The organism is Aliiroseovarius sp. Z3 (genome assembly GCF_029105185.1).
In the GTDB taxonomy this organism is placed as follows: domain Bacteria; phylum Pseudomonadota; class Alphaproteobacteria; order Rhodobacterales; family Rhodobacteraceae; genus Aliiroseovarius.
In genome coordinates, this window is sequence record NZ_JAFMZK010000005.1 from 167801 (window position 1) to 188804 (window position 21004).

The following is a 21004-nucleotide window of genomic DNA, read 5'->3' on the forward strand; positions in this document are numbered from 1 at the left end:
GCTGACGACAGCCGCATCTGGCGGTTGTCCACGTCATTCGTCAAAATAATCACCCGTCAAAAAACACGCGCGCCGAGGCTTCGAATTCGCGTGGCTTTTCGGCGTGTAGCCAGTGCCCGGCCTGCGGAATCTTAGCATACTTGGCTTTCGGGAACAGCCCTTTGATGATGGGTCTGTGATCAGGCAAAACATAGTCGGACATCGCCCCGGACAAAAACAGGGCAGGGCCGGTGTATAGCCCGTGAATGTCGGGAAAGCCGATAACAAGATCCATATCGCGCTCTAGCACATCGAGGTTCAGACGCCATTCACGTGATTTGACATCCAGTGACTGCAACAGGAACGCCCGCACCGAAGCCTCTTCGACGACACGTGCCAGTTGCCTGTCGGCATCACCGCGCGTTTCGACCTGTGACAGGTCGATACTACGCATAGCCGTGATCATAGATTGCTGGCTGTGCGCATAGGCGACGGGGGCGATATCTGCGACCAGAAGGCGGCGCACCCTGTCGGGGTGAGACAGCGCAAGAACCATCGCAGCCTTTCCGCCCATTGAATGTCCGATGACATCCGCGGTGCCGCCCAGCCTGGTCACGACTTCGGCAAGATCGGCGGCAAGGTCAGGATAACTATGACTGTCGGTCCAAGGGCTTAGCCCATGGTTGCGCATATCCACACACACCACGCGGCGGGTGTCTGACATGCGTTTTGCAATGACGCCCCAATTGCGCGCCGAGCCAAAAAGACCGTGGGCGATCAGAACAGGTGGTTGTATCGTGTCGGTACCATATGTCTGCATCTCAAGCATGCGGTTTGATAGCGTGGCGGTGATCGCGCTTGAAGCCCTTTTTATTCCCCCGAGCCCTTTCGCATACACAGTCGTTACCGATAAGATGGCGGTGAAGAAGGACAAAGCAGGACGAGAACCGTCGTGGATTTAGGCGCGCGGACAGATCGGCTGGCCCAATTGCTGGAACAGCGGTTGGACATTCGCGGCACGGGGTTTGAAACCAAGTTGCGTCGCGCCGGGCGGCTGTTGCCCCGTCATCTGCGCGGCGACGGTGCGAAACTGGTCGAGGCGATGAAGCTGTCAGAACACCCACGTCTGGGTCGGCAAGTGGACCCCAAGCGGCTTGAGAAAGCCGCTGATGCGATCGAGCACTACCTTCTGAACCTGGATGCCTGGGATCGGCGGCGGGGCATCGCGGTGAGCGTCTCGGCCAGTGTTCTGATGAATCTTCTGATTGTCGCTGCCTTGGTTGCCGGGGTGCTTGTCTGGCGTGGTCTGCTTTGATCCCGGATCACAAATCCGTCGGGTAACGTAAAAAAAGCCCCGGACATCGTCCAGGGCTTTCATCATTTGCGGCGTTGGACGTCAGCAGGTTTGCTGACCAACCGGCCTTCCTTACAAGTTCGGATACATCGGGAACTTGGCGCAGAGTGCGGCAACTTTCGCTTTGACCGCTGCTTCCACCGCGCCGTTCCCGTCTTCTCCATTTGCCGCCAGCCCGTCAATCACTTCAACGATCAGGTCGGCAATCTCACGGAACTCGGCCTCGCCAAAACCACGGGTGGTGCCGGCGGGGGTGCCAAGGCGAATGCCCGACGTTACGGTGGGTTTTTCCGGGTCGAACGGGATGCCGTTCTTGTTGCAGGTGATATGTGCGCGGCCAAGGGCCTTGTCCACGATGTTGCCGGTCACGCCTTTGGGACGCAGGTCAACCAACATCACATGGGTGTCGGTGCCGCCGGTTACGATGTCCAGACCGCCCTTCATCAGTTGATCTGCCAGCGCGACGGCATTGGCGCGCACCTGCTTCTGATAGGTCTTGAATTCGGGGCGCAATGCCTCGCCGAAGGCCACGGCCTTTGCTGCGATCACGTGCATCAACGGGCCGCCCTGAATGCCGGGGAAGATGGCGGAGTTGATCTTTTTGGCCAGATCCTCGCGGTTGGTCAGGATCATGCCGCCACGCGGGCCGCGGAGGGTTTTGTGGGTCGTGGTGGTCGCCACATCGGCATAGGGGAAGGGCGAGGGATGCTCGCCTGCCGCCACCAGACCGGCAAAGTGGGCCATATCGACCATCAGGAATGCTCCGACCGAATCCGCGATCTCGCGGAATTTGGCGAAGTCGATCTGGCGCGGGATGGCCGAGCCGCCAGCGATGATCAGCTTGGGTTGGTGCTCGGTCGCCAGCGCCTGAATTTCATCATAGTCGATCAGGTTGTCCTGCTTGCGCACGCCATATTGCACCGCGTTGAACCATTTGCCCGACTGGTTCGGCGCCGCACCGTGGGTCAGGTGCCCGCCCGAGGCAAGGTTCATGCCAAGGATCGTATCGCCCGGCTGGATCATCGCCATGAACGCACCTTGGTTGGCCTGCGATCCCGAATTGGGCTGCACGTTGGCAAATTCGCAGCCAAACAGCTCTTTCGCGCGATCAATGGCCAGATTTTCGGCCACATCCACGAACTGGCATCCGCCATAATAGCGACGGCCCGGATACCCTTCGGCGTATTTGTTGGTCAGAACCGAGCCCTGTGCCTCCATCACGGCGGCGGACACGATGTTTTCCGAGGCGATCAGCTCGATCTCGTCGCGCTGGCGCCCCAGTTCATCAGTGATTGAGCCATAAAGCTTGGGGTCGCGAGAGGCGAGGGATTCGGTGAAGAAACCTTGGTCACGGGTGGCAGTCATGCGCGTAGTCCTTGGGTTGGAAGCCAGATGTCCGGATTTCCTATCGGAAACAAACCAGATCGCAAAGACCGGAAAGCGACATGGCTGCGGAAAGACGCGGCAATTTCTGGCACTTTGCGGAAACATGTGTTTCTTTCGGAAACCAAGGGACACGTACAGGAAACCCAGACATGAGCCAAAACATCGCTTTCGTCGCAAGCAATGCGCAAATTGCAGAGACCGCGAAAGAGGAACTGGTGGCCCGCTACGGCAACAAAAACGTCAAGGACGCCGATGTGATCGTCGCGTTGGGGGGCGATGGGTTCATGTTGCATACGCTGCACGAGACGCAGGAGCTGACGATCCCGGTCTATGGCATGAATTGTGGCACCGTCGGGTTCCTGATGAACGAGTATTCGCCCGACGATCTTGTCGAACGCTTGATTTCCGCCGAGGAAGAGGTGATCAACCCCCTTGCCATGCGTGCGGAAAGGAAGGATGGCAGTGTGCACGAGGCACTTGCGATTAACGAAGTCAGCTTGCTGCGCGCAGGGCCTCAGGCCGCGAAACTGCAGATCAGTGTAGATGGTCGAGTGCGCCTGTCAGAACTGGTCTGCGACGGTGCATTGCTTTGTACGGCTGCCGGGTCAACGGCTTACAACTACTCGGCACATGGTCCGATTCTGCCCATTGGATCAGATGTGCTCGCCCTGACGGCAATGGCTGCCTTTCGCCCACGCAGATGGCGCGGTGCCTTGCTTCCGAAGAACGCAGTGGTGCGGTTTGATGTAATGGAGCATGAGAAGCGGCCAGTGATGGCCGATGCGGATGGGCGATCCGTTCGCGACGTGGTGTCCGTAGAAATCAGATCGGACAACAAGATCAAGCACCGTATTCTTTTCGATCCGGGGCACGGTTTGGAAGAACGTCTGATCCGCGAACAGTTTGTCTAAGCTGTCGCGCTATTTGCGGACCCAACCTTCCCGTTTTCGATAAATCGTCGATGGCGATAGCTGCAGAACCTGCGCGGCCTGCGGGATAGAGCCCCCTTGCGCTCGGATTGTTTCCTCGATGACGATGCGCTCGATTTCCGCCAAGGGTCGTCCCAGCAGCCCCGTTTCCGCCAAAACCTGCTGGCGTCCCGTGGCATCGACTGGCTCAGCAAGCCCGGCCAGAAGGTCAACAGGCAGCATGTCGGTTGTGACCATATCCCCATCATGGTGCAGCACGATATTCCAGATAACATTGGTGAGTTGGCGTATGTTGCCCGGCCAACGGTGAGACATCAGGATGTCGGCGGCACTGGGTGTGAAGCCGCGAAACCTGCGCCCTTCCTTTCTGGCGGTTTGGATCAATTTGGTGTTGGCGATAGCCAATATGTCGTCCCCGCGGTCCCGCAGTGCAGGCAGCGAGATCGGCACGACGTGCAAACGGTAATACAGATCCTCGCGAAGGCGCCCGGCCTCGATCTCGGCCCGGGCATCTTCGGTGCTCGTGCAGATGATACGCGCATCAACCTTGGATGCATCAACGTTGCCGAGCGGCGTGATATCACCACTTTCCAGAAACCGCATAAGTTGCTCTTGCACCCGCAAATCCGTCCGCGCGATTTCGTCGAGGAACAACGTGCCACCATCGACAGTGCTTGCTACGCCTTGCGTGCCATGTCCGCTGTCGGCAAAGACCTGACGCGTCAGGTTGTCAGGTTCAAGTCGCGCGCAATCGACGACAACAAAGGGCCCCGTGGCCCGACTGCTTTCCGCATGGAGCGCACGGGCCAGAACCTCCTTTCCAGTGCCGGTTTCACCGTGGATGTAAATTGGAGCGTCCGACGCGGCGACCGTATCCAGCGCATGCAAGACGGGTTTCATAGACAGGTCGGACAAGACCATGCCGTGCCTCATCCAATACGGATCGACGGGCTTGGTGTGGACGGAACCGGATGATTTCTGATTGGCCTCGCGCGGCGGTGGCTTGGACGTTGTCTTCGCCCGGCTTCGGCCCTTACCGCCAGCGCCAATTTTCTGAAGCACTTGACCGACGGTTTTTTCCAAACGGGTGGGTGTGAACGGCACGAAAAGGCAATCCATGGCCCCAAGCCGCATGGCTTCCGCAGCATCATTGATCTGATTGCTTTGAGGCACGACGATGATCGCTTGCTCGATGTTTCGCTTCATCAGCTCACGAACAAGCGGTAGAACGCTGCGCCCGTTCACATCGAGCGGCAGGAGCGCAATATCGACAATGTCATCCTTGGCAATGATCCGAGCCTCAGCAATGGAGTTCGCATACCTGACATCGCAATCCAGCGTCCTAAAAACCGTGGCGGGAAACAGGTTGTCGATGACTGGCGGGGCCAAAGCCATCACGACGGGTGGGTGCCCGTCCTTATCGTCGTTAGCCGATCCAGTGACGCTGGGTTTGTCCCGTTCATCTTTCGCCATCTTCCCCCCAGTCCGCTGGCGCAATTTTTTTTATTCCCCAACCGGTTCTAGCCAGCCCGATGCCGAAAAGCCAAAAAAAACTCACCCAACGCCGGGTTGGGTGAGTCTTGCAGGCCTCTGGCCCGGTGTTAATCGGCGTAGCCAAGGCTTTGCAGCGCTTCCTGGATTTCCTCCAGAATGGCCGGATCATCAATGGTTGCCGGCATCTTGTAATCCTTGCCATCCGCGATCGAGACCATAGTGGCCCGCAGAATCTTGCCCGACCGTGTTTTCGGCAGTCTGTCGACCACAATGCACAGCTTGAAGGCCGCCACCGGACCGATTTTCTCGCGCACCAGTTTGACGCATTCGGCGGTCACATCCGCCTCGGGGCGATCGGTGCCCGCGTTCAGGCAGATCATGCCCAACGGCAATTGACCTTTAAGCTGGTCCGTGACGCCGATGACAGCACATTCGGCCACGTCTGGATGGGACGCCAAGACCTCCTCCATCGCGCCGGTTGACAGGCGGTGCCCAGCCACATTGATCACGTCATCGGTGCGGGCCATGATGTAAAGATAGCCGTCTTCATCCTTGTATCCCGCATCCCCGGTCTCATAGTAACCCGGAAAGGTGTTCAAATAACTGGATTTGAATCGTTCTTCCGCATTCCACAGGGTTGGCAGAGTGCCAGGGGGCAGGGGGAGTTTGATCGCGATCGCACCCAGTTCGCCGGCTGCCATCGGGTGCCCCCCTTCGTCCAGAATTTGCACGTCATAGCCGGGCATTGGCACCGATGGCGAACCAAGTTTGACGGGCAGCTCTTCGATACCAAGCGGGTTGGCTGCGATGGCGTAACCCGTTTCCGTCTGCCACCAGTGGTCAATCACAGGCACGTTCAATTGGTCCTGCGCCCACACGATGGTGTCAGGGTCGGCACGCTCACCAGCCAAATAGACCTGTTTCAGACTGGACAGGTCATATTTCTTCACAAACGCGCCCTTGGGGTCTTCGCGTTTCACGGCGCGGAAGGCGGTGGGGGCCGTGAAGAAGGTTTTTACATTGTGCTCGGAGATCACCCGCCAGAAGGTGCCCGCATCCGGCGTGCCGACCGGCTTGCCTTCGAAGACGATGGTGGTGTTGCCATGCACCAATGGTCCGTAAGTGATGTAAGAATGGCCAACGACCCAACCCACATCCGATGCCGCCCAGAACACGTCGCCCGGATCGACATTGTACAGGTTCTTCATCGTCCAGTTCAGGGCCACCAGATGGCCACCCGTGTGGCGGATCACGCCTTTCGGTTGGCCGGTGGTGCCCGAGGTGTAAAGGATATAGGCCGGGTGGTTGCCCTCGACCGGCACACAATCGGCTGGTTTGGCGGATGCTTCCAACTCGGCCCAGTCAAAATCACGCCCGGAGGTCAGGTCTGCAATGGCTTCTTCGCGTTGCAAGATGACAGTGAAGTCAGGTTTGTGGTCGGCAATGTCGATTGCCCCGTCTAGAAGCGGTTTATAGGCAATGACGCGACCCGGTTCGATCCCGCATGAGGCCGCGATGATCGCCTTGGGTTTCGCGTCGTCGATCCGCACCGCCAGTTCGTTCGAGGCAAAGCCACCGAACACGACCGAATGCACGGCGCCGATGCGGGTGACGGCCAGCATTGCCATCAAGGCTTCAGGCACCATTGGCATATAGATGATGACGCGGTCACCCTTTTCGATGCCCTTTGCCTTCAGGGCACCCGCCAATGCCGCCACGCGGGTTTGCAACTCGGCATATGTGATCTTGGCCTGACGACCGGTGATCGGGCTGTCGTAGATGATCGCCACCTGATCACCGCGGCCGCCTTCGACATGCCGGTCGACCGCGTTATAGCACGTGTTCACCATCCCGTCTGCGAACCATTCGTAAAGCGGTGCGTTTTCGTCAAAGAGCGCTTTCGAAGGTGCCTTGTCCCAACTGATCGCCTGTGCGGCGTCCATCCAGAAAGCTTCCGGGTCCGCCTGCCACGCAGCGTAAACGTCTTTGTATGCCATGGTGCACTTCCTCCAGTTTCCCTTGGTATGAAGTGTTACGCCTCTGGCTATCGTTAGGGCAAGCTTGGCGTATCGCAGTGCGACGGTTTAACCGGGAAAATTTGCAATCAGGCTGGAAACGGCTTGCAAATTTTTGCAAACCGCAGAGAAATAAGCCCCTCGAGTTTGAAAAAGTCAAAGATTGCAAAATTGCAAAGTCAGGCTTGCAAAGATTAGCAGACGTGAGTCGCCTCATCCATACTTGGCGACGGGGGTGCCGGCAACCGCCGACATGTTCAGCAACCCGCGCGCTGTGATCGACGGCGTGACGATGTGGGCGCGGTTGCCCATTCCCATCAGGATCGGTCCGACTTCCAACCCGCCACCTTTCACCTTCAAGGTGTTGCGAACGGCGCTTGCCGCATCCGCATTGGCAAAAACCAAGGTATTGGCTGGCCCTTCAAAGCGCGCATCCGGGAATATGTGCTGCCTGACGTCGGTGTCCAAAGCAGCATCGACATGCATCTCACCCTCATAGGCGAAATCGCGCGGGCGACTGTCGAGAATCTCCAATGCGCCGCGGGCCCGTTTGCCGCTGTCGCCATCATGATTGCCGAACTGAGAATACGAGCACAGCGCGATCTTCGGCTCGACCCCGAAACGGCGCACATGACGAGCGGCTGCACACACTGACTCTGCGATCTGCTCAGACGTTGGGATGTTGTGCACATGTGTGTCGGCAATGAACAGCGGGCCGTCCTGCAAGATCATGAGGCTGAGCGCCCCAACCGGGTGCAATTGATCTGTTCCGAGGATTTGCTTGATATAGTTCAGGTGCCACAAATACTGACCGAACGTACCGGCGATCATGCTGTCTGCCTGTTCCAGATGCACCATGATCGCGGCAATGGCCGTCGTGTTGGTGCGCAGGATCGCCTTGGCAAGGTCTGGCGTGGTGCCCTTGCGCGCCATGATCTGGTGATAGGCGGTCCAATAGTCGCGGTAACGGTCGTCGCGTTCCGGGTTCACGATCTGGAAATCCTTGCCTGGCGTGATTGACAAACCCGCGCGTTCGCAGCGTTGGGCGATCACGTCTGGACGCCCGATCAGGATCGGGGCGTCGGTGGTTTCTTCCAGCATCGCGTTGGCAGCGCGTAAGACCCGCTCGTCTTCGCCTTCCGCAAACACAATACGGCGTTCGGCGGTGGCGGCGGCCTCGAACACAGGGCGCATGATCAGGGCGGACCGGAACACAGACCCGTCCAGCGTTTCTTTGTAGGTCGCCAAATCCTCGACCGGGCGGGTGGCAACACCGCTTTCCATGGCGGCTTTTGCAACTGCGCTTGCGACCACACCCATCAGGCGCGGATCGAACGGTTTCGGGATCAGGTAGTCTTCGCCAAAACTGAGCTGTTCGCCCTTGTAAGCCGCCGCTGCTTCGGCCGATGTGGTGGCGCGGGCCAGCGCCGCGATCCCTTCGATACAGCCCAACTGCATGGCGTCGTTGATCTCGGTCGCGCCGACATCCAACGCGCCCCGGAAAATGAACGGGAAACACAGGACGTTGTTGACCTGATTGGGAAAGTCCGAACGCCCCGTGGCGATGATCGCGTCGGGCGCAACGGCGCGCACTTCGTCCGGCATGATCTCGGGGGTTGGGTTTGCCAGAGCGAACACAATCGGCCGCTTGGCCATCTTGGCAACCATTTCCGGTTTCAGCACGCCGGGACCGGACAGGCCCAGAAACAGGTCGGCCCCTTCGATCACGTCATCCAACGCGGCTTGGGTTGTGCCCTGCGCATATGCCGCTTTCTGCGGCGTCATCTCGGTTTCGCGGCCTTTATAAACCAGCCCGTCAATGTCGCAGAGCCAAACATTCTCGCGTTTTACGCCCAGCTTCAGAAGCATGTTAAGGCAGGCGATACCTGCAGCCCCGCCACCGGTCGACACCACCTTGATCTGATCAAAGGACTTACCGGTCACGCGCAATGCATTGGTTGCCGCTGCACCAACAACGATTGCTGTGCCGTGCTGATCGTCATGGAACACCGGGATGTTCATGCGCTCGCGACAAATTTGTTCAACGATGAAACAATCGGGCGCCTTGATGTCCTCAAGATTGATCGCACCGAAGCTGGGTTCCATCGCACAGACGATTTCGGCCAGCTTCTCGGGGTTGTTTTCGTTCAGTTCGATGTCAAAGCAATCAATGTTGGCAAACTTCTTGAACAAAACGGCCTTGCCTTCCATCACGGGCTTTGACGCAAGTGCACCAATATTGCCTAAACCCAACACGGCAGACCCGTTCGACACCACGGCTACCAAATTGCCGCGCGCGGTGTATCGGCTTGCTACAGAAGGATCGTTCTTGATTTCGATACAGGCTTCGGCGACCCCCGGTGAATAGGCCAGACTAAGATCGCGCCCGTTTGCCATGGGCTTTGTGGCGCGAATTTCCAGCTTCCCTGGTTTCGGAAACTCATGATAATCCAACGCGCGTTTTCGGGGGTAATTGTCGTCGCTCACGGCGTCCTCCAGTAAGAAGTTTAGCTTTAAACTATCTTCAAGATCGCCTTACTACAGGCAACCGCGCGCAATCAAGCCTGCTTGCGCAATCATAGGTTAGCGCAGGTATTGGCGGGCGCGTCAACTCGGCACGGTTTGGCCTTGCATCCGACGTCGCTCCGCGCCACCTTGGTTGAATGTCCTTACCATCACCGTACAGGAGGTCCGATGTCGCTATTGGAGGCTGCCAAAACCGCTCGTGAAAATGCCTATGCGCCTTATTCGAACTTCAAGGTTGGCGCGGCGCTGCGTTGTGCGTCCGGGGCGGTGTATGCTGGGTGCAATGTCGAGAATGTGGCCTATCCCGAAGGCACCTGCGCCGAAGCCGGGGCGATCGCAGCCATGGTCGTGGCGGGGGACCACAAGGTGGTTGAGGCAGTCGTGATTGCCGATGCGCCGTTGCCGGTCACACCCTGCGGTGGATGCCGACAAAAACTTGCCGAGTTTGGGGATGCAGATGCCACCATCACAATGATGACGCTGGGTGGCGAAAGCCTGACCATGACCATGGCAGAGTTGCTGCCGGGCGCTTTCGGCACCGAGCATATGGAGAATACATGACACGAGCCTTCCTGATCGTTCTGGACAGTGCCGGATGTGGCGGTGCGCCTGATGCGCACGCGTTTGTCAATGACAAGACCGTGCCGGACACTGGTTCGAACACGCTGGCTCACATCGCGCAGGCCTGCGCAGATGGCCGGGCCACCGACGGGCGATCCGGGCCGTTGAAAATGCCCAATCTTGATGGGCTGGGTCTGGGCGCTGCGATCCGATTGGCCTCGGGCGATGATACACCGGGGCTGGATGCCAAACCACAAGGCCTGTGGGGCGCGGCTGAGGAGATATCGAAGGGCAAGGATACGCCGTCCGGTCATTGGGAAATCGCCGGTGTGCCCGTGCCGTGGGACTGGGGTTATTTTCCGGACACCCAACCCGCCTTTCCAGAAGAGTTGACGCGCAGGATCTGCGAAATCGCGGGCGTGGATGGAGTTTTGGGCAACAAACACGCTTCTGGCACCGCGATTCTTGATGAATTGGGGGCTGAACACATGCGCACGGGTTGGCCGATTGTCTATACCTCGGTCGATAGCGTGATCCAGATCGCCGCGCATGAGGAAGCATTTGGTCTTGACCGGTTGATTGACCTCTGTGCTGCCATCGCGCCCGAAGTGCACAAGATGCAGATCGGTCGCGCAATCGCGCGCCCCTTCGTCGGGACCGAGGCCGAGGGTTTCAAGCGCACCACCAACCGCCGCGATTTCGCAATGACGCCACCCAGCCCGACCTTGTGCGACTGGGTGCATGACGCAGGACGCAAGGTTCATGCGATCGGCAAGATTGGCGACATATTCGCCCATCGGGGGATTGATACCCTGAAAAAGGGGGCCGACGCCGAATTGATGGAGCATCTGGTGGCGTCAATGGATACGGCGCAGGACGGTGATCTTGTGTTCGCCAACTTTGTCGAGTTCGACTCGAAATACGGGCATCGCCGCGATGTATCGGGCTATGCCCGCGCGTTGGAGTGGTTCGACGCCGAATTGCCGCGCTTGTTCGACAAGATGCGTGATGGCGACCTGCTGATCTTCACGGCTGACCACGGTAACGATCCGACATGGGTCGGCACGGACCACACCCGTGAACGCGTGCCGGTGATCGGGGCGGGGCTTGGTCTGAAAGAAATAGGCATTTGCGGTTTCTCGGACATTGGGGCATCAGTCGCTGCACATCTCGGACTAAAGGATCACGGGGCGGGGAAATCGTTTCTATGAATTACACAGCAATGCCAAAGGTCGAACTGCACACCCATATCGAAGGTGCGGCTCCGCCAGATTTCATTCGCGGTTTGGCGAAGGAAAAAAGCGTCGATCTGTCGGGCATCTTCGAGGCGGACGGCGGTTATGCCTATCGCGACTTCTGGCACTTTCTTGAAGTCTATGAAGCTGCGACCTCGGTTTTGAAAAGTCCGAGTGATTATGCTCGCCTGACCCGTGCGGTGCTTGAAAACAGCGCCGATGCTGGCGTCGTATATCTTGAGACTTTCATCTCGCCAGATTTCTGCGGTGGGCGGGATGTGATCGCTTGGCGCGACTATCTTGCCGCCATACAGGATGCGGCAGCCGAGGTAGAGCGCGACCGGGGAATCATCCTGCGCGGGATTGTGACTGCCGTGCGCCATTTCGGCCCCGATGCCGCGCACGAGGCCGCGCGCTGTGCGCAGGAAACTGCGGGCGACTTCATCACCGGGTTCGGTATGGGTGGTGACGAGAAATCAGGCAAGCAAGGTGATTTTGCCTATGCGTTTGATATGGCGCGCGAAGCGGGATTGAAACTGACGACCCACGCAGGCGAATGGAATGGTCCGGACGAAGTGCGGGCGGCTTTGGATGATCTTAAGATTGAACGGATCGGCCACGGTGTGCGCGCGATCGAGGATCCCGCTTTGGTCAATCGCCTGATCGAAGATGACATTACGCTAGAGGTTTGCCCCGGTTCCAATGTCTTTCTGGGCGTTTATCCAGACCTCGCCGCGCATCCCATTGCCAAGTTGCGTGACCAGGGTGTGAAGGTCACCGTGTCCACCGACGATCCGCCGTTTTTCCGCACGGATATGGTGCAAGAATATGAAAACCTGTCGCGCCAGTTCGGCTGGGATGCGGCGGATTTCAAAGCCGTGAACCTGACCGCCACCGAGGCGGCATTTTGTGATGAGGCCACGCGCGACCGCGTGCGCAAGATAGTGGAGGCCCAGGATGTATGAACATCTGACCGTCGTGAAGCACCCGTTGCTCCAGCACAAGCTGACCCTGATGCGCGACGAGACAACGCCGACCAATCATTTTCGCCAACTTCTGCGCGAGATCAGCCAACTTTTGGCCTATGAAGTGACGCGTGAATTGCCGATGGAAACACAGCGTATCAAGACACCGATGCAGGAAATGGATGCTCCGGTTCTGGCGGGGCGCAAGCTGGCACTGGTGTCGATCCTGCGGGCCGGCAACGGGCTGCTGGATGGTGTGCTTGAGTTGATTCCGTCCGCCCGCGTTGGGTTTGTCGGGCTGTATCGCGACGAAGAAACACTGGAGCCCGTGCAGTATTATTTCAAGGTGCCCGAGGCGTTGGAAGACCGTTTGGTCATCGCGGTTGACCCGATGTTGGCCACCGGAAACAGCTCGGCCGCCGCGATTGATCTGCTGAAAAAGGCAGGTGCACGGGACATTCGTTTCATGTGTCTTTTGGCCGCCCCCGAAGGTGTGGCCCGGATGAAAGAGGCGCACCCCGATGTGCCGATTATCACCGCCGCACTGGACGAAAAGCTGAACGACAAAGGCTATATCGTTCCCGGCCTTGGTGACGCTGGCGATCGGATGTTCGGAACGAAGTAAGTCGGGCGCTTGGGGGGGCTATTCGCCACAGATGCCTTGCAGACGCACCCAGTTGGCATCAGTCAACAAGGGCGTCGCGTCTGCCAGGGGCACCGGATCAGCCTCGATCAACTCAAGCGTGGTTTCGCCGGTCAGGTCCAGCGCATAGGCATAGGGCGTGGATCGTATCCCTGCCTTTTCAAAGCGCGCCAACAGTGCGGCATGGCTCAGCACGGCCGGCGCCGCGGTCAGCAGGTCTTCGGCATAATTGTCGATCACGCTGTCGGGCAAATCGCCCGTCGTCAAAAGCTGGGCCGTCGCTTTTAACCCGGCATGTTCCAGCAAGGCTTTCATCGGGTCAGTGTTTTGGCGGCGCATGTCCTCGGCCAGAAGGAAGCCTGCGACCACATCGGGTTCCTCGTAATCTTCGATCAGCGCGCGATTTAGAAGGGTGATTTGTCCCGGCAGATGCGTTGCGGTCTGTACCCCACCAGACAAAACGATCACGCGGGTCGTTGATCCATCCAGAACACGGTTTTTCAAGCGATCCAACGCGCCCTGTCCGTTGCGCCCATCGCATTGTTGACCCGCCACCCTGCCGATCCGGTTCAGTATGCGTTGCCCGATGGCATCCCGTGTTGGCTCCGGCACCACGGATACGGTGTAACCGCGAAGTGCACCGGGCATCCAGAACACGCAAAGCGCGAGCAGCAGGCAAAACAATCCGGCGGTAATCCAATGGCGCAGGCGGCCTGGATGGGGGCGGCGGCGTTCCACAACCCTGCGCACCTTCTCGATCGCCCGGATCATGGTGTCGTCGTTTATCTCAAGCTCTTCGGTGGCATCTTCACCCGGTGTAAAAAGCGCCGGGCGCTCGGACGGGTTCATCCGGATCACAGCAGGTAGGGACCAATGGGTCAGGGCCGTATCATGGGTGTCCGAGATCGTCAGCGTGGCATCCCCCAGCGACACGATCACATCCCGGCGTTGGGCGTCGGGGGCGCCGCGCCACAACCCGGCTGCCTCCAGCCGTTGATATTTCGTGAGGGCCGTCATGTGTCGGACGGGTCCGTCTGCTCGTTATCGTTACCAAAAGAATAGTCCGTTGCCGTCGTTGGGGCAATGCACGAGGTGGGTCAGGACGCGTTCCGCAGACGATCACGCAATTCGAACTTCTGGATTTTCCCGGTCGAGGTTTTGGGCAACTCGCAAAACTCGATCATCTTGGGCGTTTTAAACCCAGCCAGACGGCTGCGAACGAAAGCGATCAGCTCTTCTTCGGTCGCATGTGCACCGTCTTTGAGCTCTACAAAAGCGCAGGGCACTTCTCCCCATTTGTCATCAGGTTTGGCGACGACGGCGCAGAGGCTGACGGCAGGATGGTGCATTAACGCACCCTCGACCTCGACCGAACTGACATTTTCACCGCCCGAGATGATGATGTCCTTGGCACGGTCTGTGATGCGGATATAGCCGTCCGGCGTTTGATGCGCGATGTCGCCGGAATGAAAGTAACCACCCATGAACGCCTCGCGCGTGGCGTCGGGGTTTTTCAGATAACCTTTCATGACCGAATTGCCACGGATCATAATCTCGCCGATCATTTCGCCGTCCATCGGCACTTGGGTCATCGTTTCCGGGTCCAGAACCGTGATGTCTTCCATCTGCGGCATGGCGACGCCGGTGCGTGCCTTCATGGACGCCTTGTCGTCCTGCGAAAGCGTGTCCCAGTCAGGGCCGTTCCACAGACATTCGGTGACGTGTCCATATGTTTCGGTCAGGCCATAAACCTGCATGACGTTGAAGCCCAGCGGCTCAATCGCGGCCAAGGTGGCGGCAGCTGGCGGGGCCCCTGCGGTGAACACCTCGACCGTGTGGTCAAAGTCGCGGCGATCCTTGTCGGGCGCATTCACGATCATGTTCAGCACGATGGGGGCGCCGCCGAAATGGGTCACGCCGTCATCCGCAATCGCGTCATAGATTGCTTTGGCGGTGATGTCGCGACAACAAACCACGGTGCCACCAAGCGCCGGGATCATCCATGAATGGTTCCAGTTGTTGCAGTGAAACAAAGGCACAATGGTCAGATAGCGCGGATAAAGCGTCATCCCCCAACTGATCGGCGTGCCCATTGTCATCAGGTAAGCCCCACGATGGTGGCAGACGACACCCTTGGGCCGCCCGGTTGTGCCCGAGGTGTAATTCAGGGCAAGGCTTTCCCATTCGTCCTGCGGCATGATCCAGTCGAAACCAGCGTCGCCTTCGGTCAGCAGGTCTTCGTATTCCAGATGGTTTCCAATGGCGGGGAAACCTGCTGCCGGGTCGGCGACCTCGACAATCAAGGGGGCAGGGTTGCCCTGATCGGTCAGTTGGCTGATCGCCTGTTCTGCCAGCGGCAGAAGCTGGGTGTCGACCAGCACGGCACGGGCTTCACCATGGGCAAGGATATAGGCCACCGTGTCCACATCCAGCCGCGTGTTGATCGTGTTCAACACCGCACCGCAGGCCGGGATGCCAAAGCTGGCTTCCACATGGGGCAGCGTGTTGGGCAGGAGCGTGGCAATCACGTCACCCGGTTTGATCCCCCGGCCTGCCAGCGCCGAAGCCAACTGTGTCACCCGTGCGTGATACTGCGCATAGGTCAGCCGACGTTCGCCATAAACCAACGCCTCGCGCTTTGGAAACACCCGTGCCGCGCGTCTGAGATGCGACAAAGGCGTCAGGGGCACAAAATTTGCCGCGCATTTGTCCAACCCGGTTTCGTCAGCCATCCAACCCATCGGTGTTCCTCCCTGTCTTGCTGCGACAATTCACTCGTGTATGTCGTTTTACGAGCAGACCAGAACGATACCCGTGTGGTCAATGCTCGCGACACATGAACAAAGGGCGGAAAGCGACATGGCTGGCGATCGAACGCTTGCGGCGGCAGGAACAATCGGTCTGTCGATGTTCCTTCTGGGGTTCTTTGACAATTTCGTTGCGTTGATCGCGCGTGACCTTGGCCTTTGGCAGTTTCACCTGATGCGTGCGACGATGGCCGTCGGCCTTCTTTTGCTTCTGTCATTGGCGGGCCGGGCTCGGCTGAAACCCATCCGCCATTGGGCCGTGATGGTTCGGGGTGGTTTCGCGGCTGTCGCGATGCTGATTTACTTCGGCTGTCTGGCCTTCCTTCCCATCGGACAGGTCGCAGCCGGGCTGTTCACCGCGCCGATCTGGGTGCTGCTGATCGGCGCCCTGTTTCTTGGTCAGCCGGTGGGTGTGACGCGGATCAGCGCCGCGGTGGTGGGATTTGTGGGCGTGTTGATCGTGCTGGACCCGTTTGCAAACGGCCTTGATCCCGTCGCCTTTGTTCCCGTGGCAGCCGGATTCTTCTATGCCATCGGAGGGATCGCCACGCGCCAATGGTGCGAAGGTGAAAGCGCCTTGTCCATGCTGCTGTATTTCTTTCTTGCGTTGGGGTTGTTTGGTCTTATGGGTTCCGTCGTCATGACGATGTGGGTGCATGAAGTGCCCCCCGGGCCCGAAGGGTTCATCGTGCGCGGCATGGTCTGGCCCACGCCGATGGGTTGGGGGCTGACGGTTATGCAGGCGGTGGGGTCTTTGATCGCAGTCGGTCTGATTTTCAAAGGCTACCAGATGGGCGACGCAGCACAGGTGGCGATCTATGAGTATCTTCTTCTGCCATTCGCGGCGGGGTGGAGCCTTGTGCTGTTTGGCGACCCGGTCCCCGCCCGCGCGGTTGTGGGGATGGCTTTGATCATTGTCTCAGGCGCGATCATTTCCTTACGCTCGCGCGCCGTTTGAAACCAAGCTATGGTCAGGGCATGATCATCTCGCACGGGCGTCGCTATATTTTCATACACCCGCCAAAAACCGGCGGAACCTCTCTTGCCCTAGCGCTTGAGGCGCGGGCGATGAAAGACGACATCATGCTGGGTGATACCCCGAAAGCGGTTCGGCGGCGCAGACGCATGAAACATGTTCAGTCCTCTGGTCGGCTTTGGAAGCATTCAAAGCTGCGCGACATTTACGGCCTCGTGACGCAGGACCAGATCGAGGATTATTTCATCGTGACACTGGTGCGAAACCCGTGGGACAGGCTGGTCAGCTACTATCATTGGCTCAAGGCGCAGCATTTCGATCATCCGGCAGTTGATCTTGCGCATGCTCTGACGTTTTCCGAGTTTCTGAACCATCAGCACACGATTGACAGTTTCGTCGCTTCGCCGATTGAAAGCTACGTTCTGGATCAGAGTGGCCGGGAACATTGTGATCTGTTTGCCCGGACCGAAGAATTGCCCGCCGATCTTGCCCCGTTCGAAGAACATCTGGGTTTTACGCTTGGTCCGATGCCTCACGAAAACAAGTCTGACCGCCGCGCCGATTACCGCAGCTATTATTCCGATGGCGATGCAGCACTTGTTGCTGATATTTGCGCCAAGGACATCCAGAGATTTTCATACACATTCTAAAAAGGCCCGAGCGATTGCCCGGGCCTTCTTGTCATGTTGGATGCGGCGGTATCAGGCTGCGTCTGCTGCCGTGTCGAAGCGGCCATAGAAGGTCTCGCCTTTGTCCGCCAGATCCCGCAGCAGGGCGGGCGTTGTGAACCGCGCGCCGTGGGCGTCTGTCAGGCCGTCGCAGATCTCGACCGCTTTGCCAGCGCCGATCATGTCCAGCCAGCTGAACGGACCGCCCGACCACGGCGCAAAGCCCCACGCCAGGATCGCGCCCACGTCGCCTTCGCGGATGTCTTCCAGCACGCCTTCTTCAAGCGCACGGACGGCTTCCAGAACCTGTGCCATCATCAGACGATGTTTGACTTCGGTCAGGTCAGGCTGGTCATCCGCCAGCGGGAACTTGTCGCCAAGCCCTTCCCACAAGCCGGTGCGCTTGCCCTTCTCGTCGTAGTCATAGAAGCCCGCGTTCGACTTGCGGCCCATGCGACCTTCGTCGGCCATCCAGAAGATGATGTCATCGACAGCGTCGTCCGGATAGGCGTCGCCCATCGCGGCCTTGGTCGCCTTGGCGATCTTCACGCCCAGATCAATCGAGGTTTCGTCGACCAGTTGCAGCGGTCCAACCGGGAAGCCCAGCAGTTTTGCAGCACCTTCGACCAGCGCGGGGCTGACGCCCTCGCCAACCATGCGCATCCCTTCGTTGATGTAGGGAATGATGCAACGGTTGCAGTAGAAGAAGCGCGCGTCGTTGACCACGATCGGCGTCTTGCGGATCTGGCGCACATAGTCGAGCGCCTTGGCCACAGCACGCGGGCCGGTTTCTTTGCCCTTGATGATCTCGACCAGCATCATGCGTTCGACAGGGCTGAAGAAGTGGATGCCGATGAACTGCTCGGGACGTTCAGACGCCTTGGCCAGCTCGGTGATTGGCAGGGTCGAGGTGTTGGTGGCGAAGATGCAATCGGGGCCAACCACGGCCTCGACCTTTTTGGTCATCTCGGCTTTCACACCCACGTCTTCAAACACGGCTTCAATGATCAGATCGGCACCTTTCAGGGCCTCCAGATCGGTGGTGGCGGTGATCGCCGACAGAACGGCCTCTTTCTTCTCGGGCGTGGCTTTCTTGCGGGCGATGCCCTTGTCCAGATAGCTTTCCGAATAGGCCTTACCGCGGTCTGCGGCCTCTTGCGTCTGGTCGATCAGAACGACCTCCATGCCAGCCATGGCGGATACCAGCGCGATGCCAGCGCCCATCATGCCTGCACCCAGAACGCCGACCTTCTTGACCGACTGATCATCGACGTCTTTCGGACGCACAGCGCCTTTTTCAAGCGCCTGTTTGTTGATGAAGAGCGAGCGGATCATGGCGCTGGACGACGGGTTCATCAGCACATTGACGAACCAGCGGCATTCCACGCGGAGTGCATCATCAAACGGCACCATTGCGCCTTCATAGACAGCCGCCAGCAGGGCTTTTGCCGCCGGATAGACGCCATTGGTCTTGCCATGGATCATCACGGCCGCGCCAACAAAGGTCTGGAAACCAGCGGGGTGATAGGGCGCGCCGCCGGGCATTTTGTAGCCCTTTGCGTCCCACGGTTTCACGATGTCCGCATCGGTGGCGTTCAGAACCCATTCTTTCGCGCGGGCTTGCAGGTCCTCTGCCGGAACAACCTCGTCAATCAGGCCAGCCGCTTTGGCTTTGTCGGGCGACACGGTTTTGCCTTCCAGCAGGAAGGGGGCGGCCGCCATTGCGCCCATCTTGCGCACCAGACGGGTGGTGCCGCCTGCGCCGGGGAAGATGCCAACCATGATTTCCGGCAGGCCGATTTTGGCCTTCGGGTTGTCTGCCGCGATGATGCGGTGACAGGCCAGCGGGATCTCCAGACCGATGCCAAGCGCGATGCCGGGCAGGGCGGCGACAATCGGTTTGCCGCCTTTGTTGGTTTTGGGGTCCATGCCCGCGCGCTCGATTTTGCGCAGCACGCCGTGCATCGACATGATGCCGTCAAACAGACCCTGTGCCGGGTTGTCGCCCGCGTCGGATTTCATCTGAGCGATCACGTTCAGGTCCATCCCGCCCGCGAAGTCTTTCTTCGCCGAGGTGATGATTGCACCCTTCACGTTGTCGTCGGACAGCACCGTGTCGACATGCGCATTGAGTTCTTCAAGCGCCGCATAGGACAGCACGTTCATGGATTTGCCGGGAACATCCCAAGCGATGGTGGCGACGCCGTCGGCGTCAACGGAATAGTTGAAATCAGCCATGTTTACGTCTCCTTACACGCGTTCCAGAATGGTGGCGGCACCCATGCCCGAGCCGATGCAGAGCGTGGCCAGACCGGTTTCCTTGTCCGAGCGCTCCATTTCATCCAGCAGGGCGCCAAGGATCATCGCGCCAGTGCCGCCCAGCGGGTGGCCCATGGCAATCGCGCCGCCGTTGACGTTCACCTTGTTAGTGTCAGCGTCAAAGGCTTGGATGAAGCGCAGAACGACGGATGCGAAGGCTTCGTTGACTTCGAACAGGTCGATGTCGCCAAACGACATGCCAGCGGCTTGCAGAACGCGTTCGGTCGCGGGGACCGGGCCGGTCAGCATGATCGTCGGATCAGTGCCCACTTTCGAGGTCGCCTTGACGCGCGCGCGGGGTTTCAATCCGTGACGTTCGCCGAACTCTTTGTTGCCGATCAGCACAGCGGCCGAGCCGTCTGCGATGCCCGACGAGTTACCAGCGTGGTGCACATGATTGATGCGCTCAAGATGCGGGTATTTCAACAGGGCCACAGCGTCGAAGCCAGGCATCGCTTCGCCCATCGCTTTGAACGAAGGGTTCAGGCCGCCCAGCGTCTGCATGGTGGTTTCGCGGATCATCTCGTCCTGATCCATCACGGTCAGGCCGTTTTGGTCGGTGACGGGGACGATCGATTTGAAGCGGCCATCGGCACGCGCAGCAGCGGCGCGTTTCTGGCTTTCGACCGCATAGGCGTCGCAGTCATCGCGGCTAAAGCCGTACTCGGTCGCGATGATGTCGGCCGAGATACCCTGCGGCACGAAGTAAGCCTTCATGGCCAGATGGGGGTCAGCGGCAATCGCGCCACCGTCCATACCCATGGGCACGCGGCTCATGCTTTCCACACCACCGGCGATGTAGGCTTCACCGGCGCCGCCCTTCACCTGGTTCGCGGCCATGTTCACGGCTTCCAGGCCCGAGGCGCAGAAACGGTTGATCGAGACGCCGGGGATACGCTCGTCCAGATCGGAGTAGAGCACGGCGGAGCGGGCCAGACAGGCACCTTGTTCGCCAACCTGGGTCACGTTGCCCCAGATCACATCCTCGACGGCATGACCGTCCAGATTGTTGCGCTCTTTCAGCGCGTTCAAAGCCACAGAGGACAGGCGCACCGCTGTCACTTCGTGCAGCGTTCCGTCTTTCTTGCCCTTGCCGCGCGGGGTGCGCACGGCGTCATAGATATAGGCGTCGGTCATCATTCGTCCT

At 59.0% G+C, this 21004-nt stretch carries 17 protein-coding genes; 8 read left to right on the plus strand and 9 right to left on the minus strand.

The genetic code is table 11. From position 1 onward, the window contains the following. Nucleotides 1-49: 49 nt before the first annotated feature. Nucleotides 50-808, minus strand: a complete 759-nt coding sequence (locus J3R80_RS10860) for an alpha/beta fold hydrolase (protein ID WP_275393797.1) — start codon at nt 806-808, stop codon at nt 50-52. 123 nt (nt 809-931) lie between these two features. Here J3R80_RS10860 and J3R80_RS10865 point away from each other — a divergent pair, with 123 nt between their 5' ends. Next, on the plus strand, nt 932-1294 hold the full coding sequence (locus J3R80_RS10865) for a hypothetical protein (RefSeq protein ID WP_275393798.1): 363 nt from the start codon (nt 932-934) through the stop codon (nt 1292-1294). Between the two features lie 111 nt (nt 1295-1405). Here J3R80_RS10865 and glyA read toward each other — a convergent pair whose 3' ends face one another. Beyond that, on the minus strand, nt 1406-2698 hold the full coding sequence (glyA, locus tag J3R80_RS10870) for a serine hydroxymethyltransferase (RefSeq protein WP_275393799.1): 1293 nt from the start codon (nt 2696-2698) through the stop codon (nt 1406-1408). A 170-nt stretch (nt 2699-2868) separates the two neighbouring features. Between glyA and J3R80_RS10875 the strand changes: the two genes are divergently transcribed. Beyond that, nucleotides 2869-3630 (plus strand): NAD kinase, encoded by a 762-nt coding sequence (locus tag J3R80_RS10875; RefSeq protein ID WP_275393800.1) that lies wholly within the window; start codon nt 2869-2871, stop codon nt 3628-3630. Nucleotides 3631-3639: 9 nt separating this feature from the next. On the opposite strand, the gene J3R80_RS10880 is transcribed toward J3R80_RS10875, so the two are convergent. The 3 genes from J3R80_RS10880 to J3R80_RS10890 form a co-directional block, all read right to left on the minus strand. Then, nucleotides 3640-5121 (minus strand): sigma-54 dependent transcriptional regulator, encoded by a 1482-nt coding sequence (locus J3R80_RS10880; protein ID WP_275393801.1) that lies wholly within the window; start codon nt 5119-5121, stop codon nt 3640-3642. 128 nt (nt 5122-5249) lie between these two features. Beyond that, on the minus strand, nt 5250-7139 hold the full coding sequence (locus tag J3R80_RS10885) for a propionyl-CoA synthetase (RefSeq protein ID WP_275393802.1): 1890 nt from the start codon (nt 7137-7139) through the stop codon (nt 5250-5252). Nucleotides 7140-7370: 231 nt separating this feature from the next. After that, nucleotides 7371-9644, minus strand: coding sequence for an NADP-dependent malic enzyme (locus J3R80_RS10890; RefSeq protein ID WP_275393803.1), 2274 nt, complete (start codon nt 9642-9644; stop codon nt 7371-7373). Between the two features lie 207 nt (nt 9645-9851). Between J3R80_RS10890 and J3R80_RS10895 the strand changes: the two genes are divergently transcribed. From J3R80_RS10895 to upp, 4 genes are read left to right on the plus strand one after another with little or no spacing between them, the layout of a single operon-like run. Then, the gene (locus tag J3R80_RS10895) at nt 9852-10244 is read left to right on the plus strand and encodes a cytidine deaminase (protein WP_343075824.1); all 393 of its coding nucleotides are present in this window, start codon (nt 9852-9854) and stop codon (nt 10242-10244) included. Continuing rightward, nucleotides 10241-11455, plus strand: coding sequence for a phosphopentomutase (locus tag J3R80_RS10900; RefSeq protein ID WP_275393805.1), 1215 nt, complete (start codon nt 10241-10243; stop codon nt 11453-11455). Before J3R80_RS10895 ends, J3R80_RS10900 begins: the two co-directional genes overlap by 4 nt. Continuing rightward, entirely contained in the window at nt 11452-12444 is a 993-nt protein-coding gene (locus tag J3R80_RS10905; RefSeq protein WP_275393807.1) for an adenosine deaminase, read from the plus strand. Before J3R80_RS10900 ends, J3R80_RS10905 begins: the two co-directional genes overlap by 4 nt. Continuing rightward, nucleotides 12437-13069 carry a uracil phosphoribosyltransferase gene (gene upp / locus J3R80_RS10910; protein WP_275393808.1) on the plus strand — a complete coding sequence of 211 codons (633 nt, stop codon included), beginning with the start codon at nt 12437-12439 and terminating at the stop codon, nt 13067-13069. Before J3R80_RS10905 ends, upp begins: the two co-directional genes overlap by 8 nt. 18 nt (nt 13070-13087) lie before the next feature. Here upp and J3R80_RS10915 read toward each other — a convergent pair whose 3' ends face one another. Both J3R80_RS10915 and J3R80_RS10920 read right to left on the minus strand, forming a co-directional pair. After that, the gene (locus tag J3R80_RS10915; protein WP_275393809.1) at nt 13088-14104 is read right to left on the minus strand and encodes a hypothetical protein; all 1017 of its coding nucleotides are present in this window, start codon (nt 14102-14104) and stop codon (nt 13088-13090) included. A gap of 80 nt (nt 14105-14184) precedes the next feature. Next, complete coding sequence (locus J3R80_RS10920) at nt 14185-15828, minus strand: AMP-binding protein (RefSeq protein ID WP_275393810.1); 1644 nt, start codon at nt 15826-15828, stop codon at nt 14185-14187. A gap of 118 nt (nt 15829-15946) precedes the next feature. Between J3R80_RS10920 and J3R80_RS10925 the strand changes: the two genes are divergently transcribed. Then, nucleotides 15947-16852 carry a DMT family transporter gene (locus tag J3R80_RS10925; protein ID WP_275393811.1) on the plus strand — a complete coding sequence of 302 codons (906 nt, stop codon included), beginning with the start codon at nt 15947-15949 and terminating at the stop codon, nt 16850-16852. A gap of 20 nt (nt 16853-16872) precedes the next feature. After that, nucleotides 16873-17520 carry a sulfotransferase family 2 domain-containing protein gene (locus J3R80_RS10930; protein WP_275393928.1) on the plus strand — a complete coding sequence of 216 codons (648 nt, stop codon included), beginning with the start codon at nt 16873-16875 and terminating at the stop codon, nt 17518-17520. Between the two features lie 51 nt (nt 17521-17571). Here J3R80_RS10930 and J3R80_RS10935 read toward each other — a convergent pair whose 3' ends face one another. Further along, complete coding sequence (locus J3R80_RS10935; protein WP_275393812.1) at nt 17572-19776, minus strand: 3-hydroxyacyl-CoA dehydrogenase NAD-binding domain-containing protein; 2205 nt, start codon at nt 19774-19776, stop codon at nt 17572-17574. 12 nt (nt 19777-19788) lie between these two features. Further along, on the minus strand, nt 19789-20994 hold the full coding sequence (locus tag J3R80_RS10940; protein ID WP_275393813.1) for an acetyl-CoA C-acetyltransferase: 1206 nt from the start codon (nt 20992-20994) through the stop codon (nt 19789-19791). Nucleotides 20995-21004 lie beyond the last annotated feature (10 nt).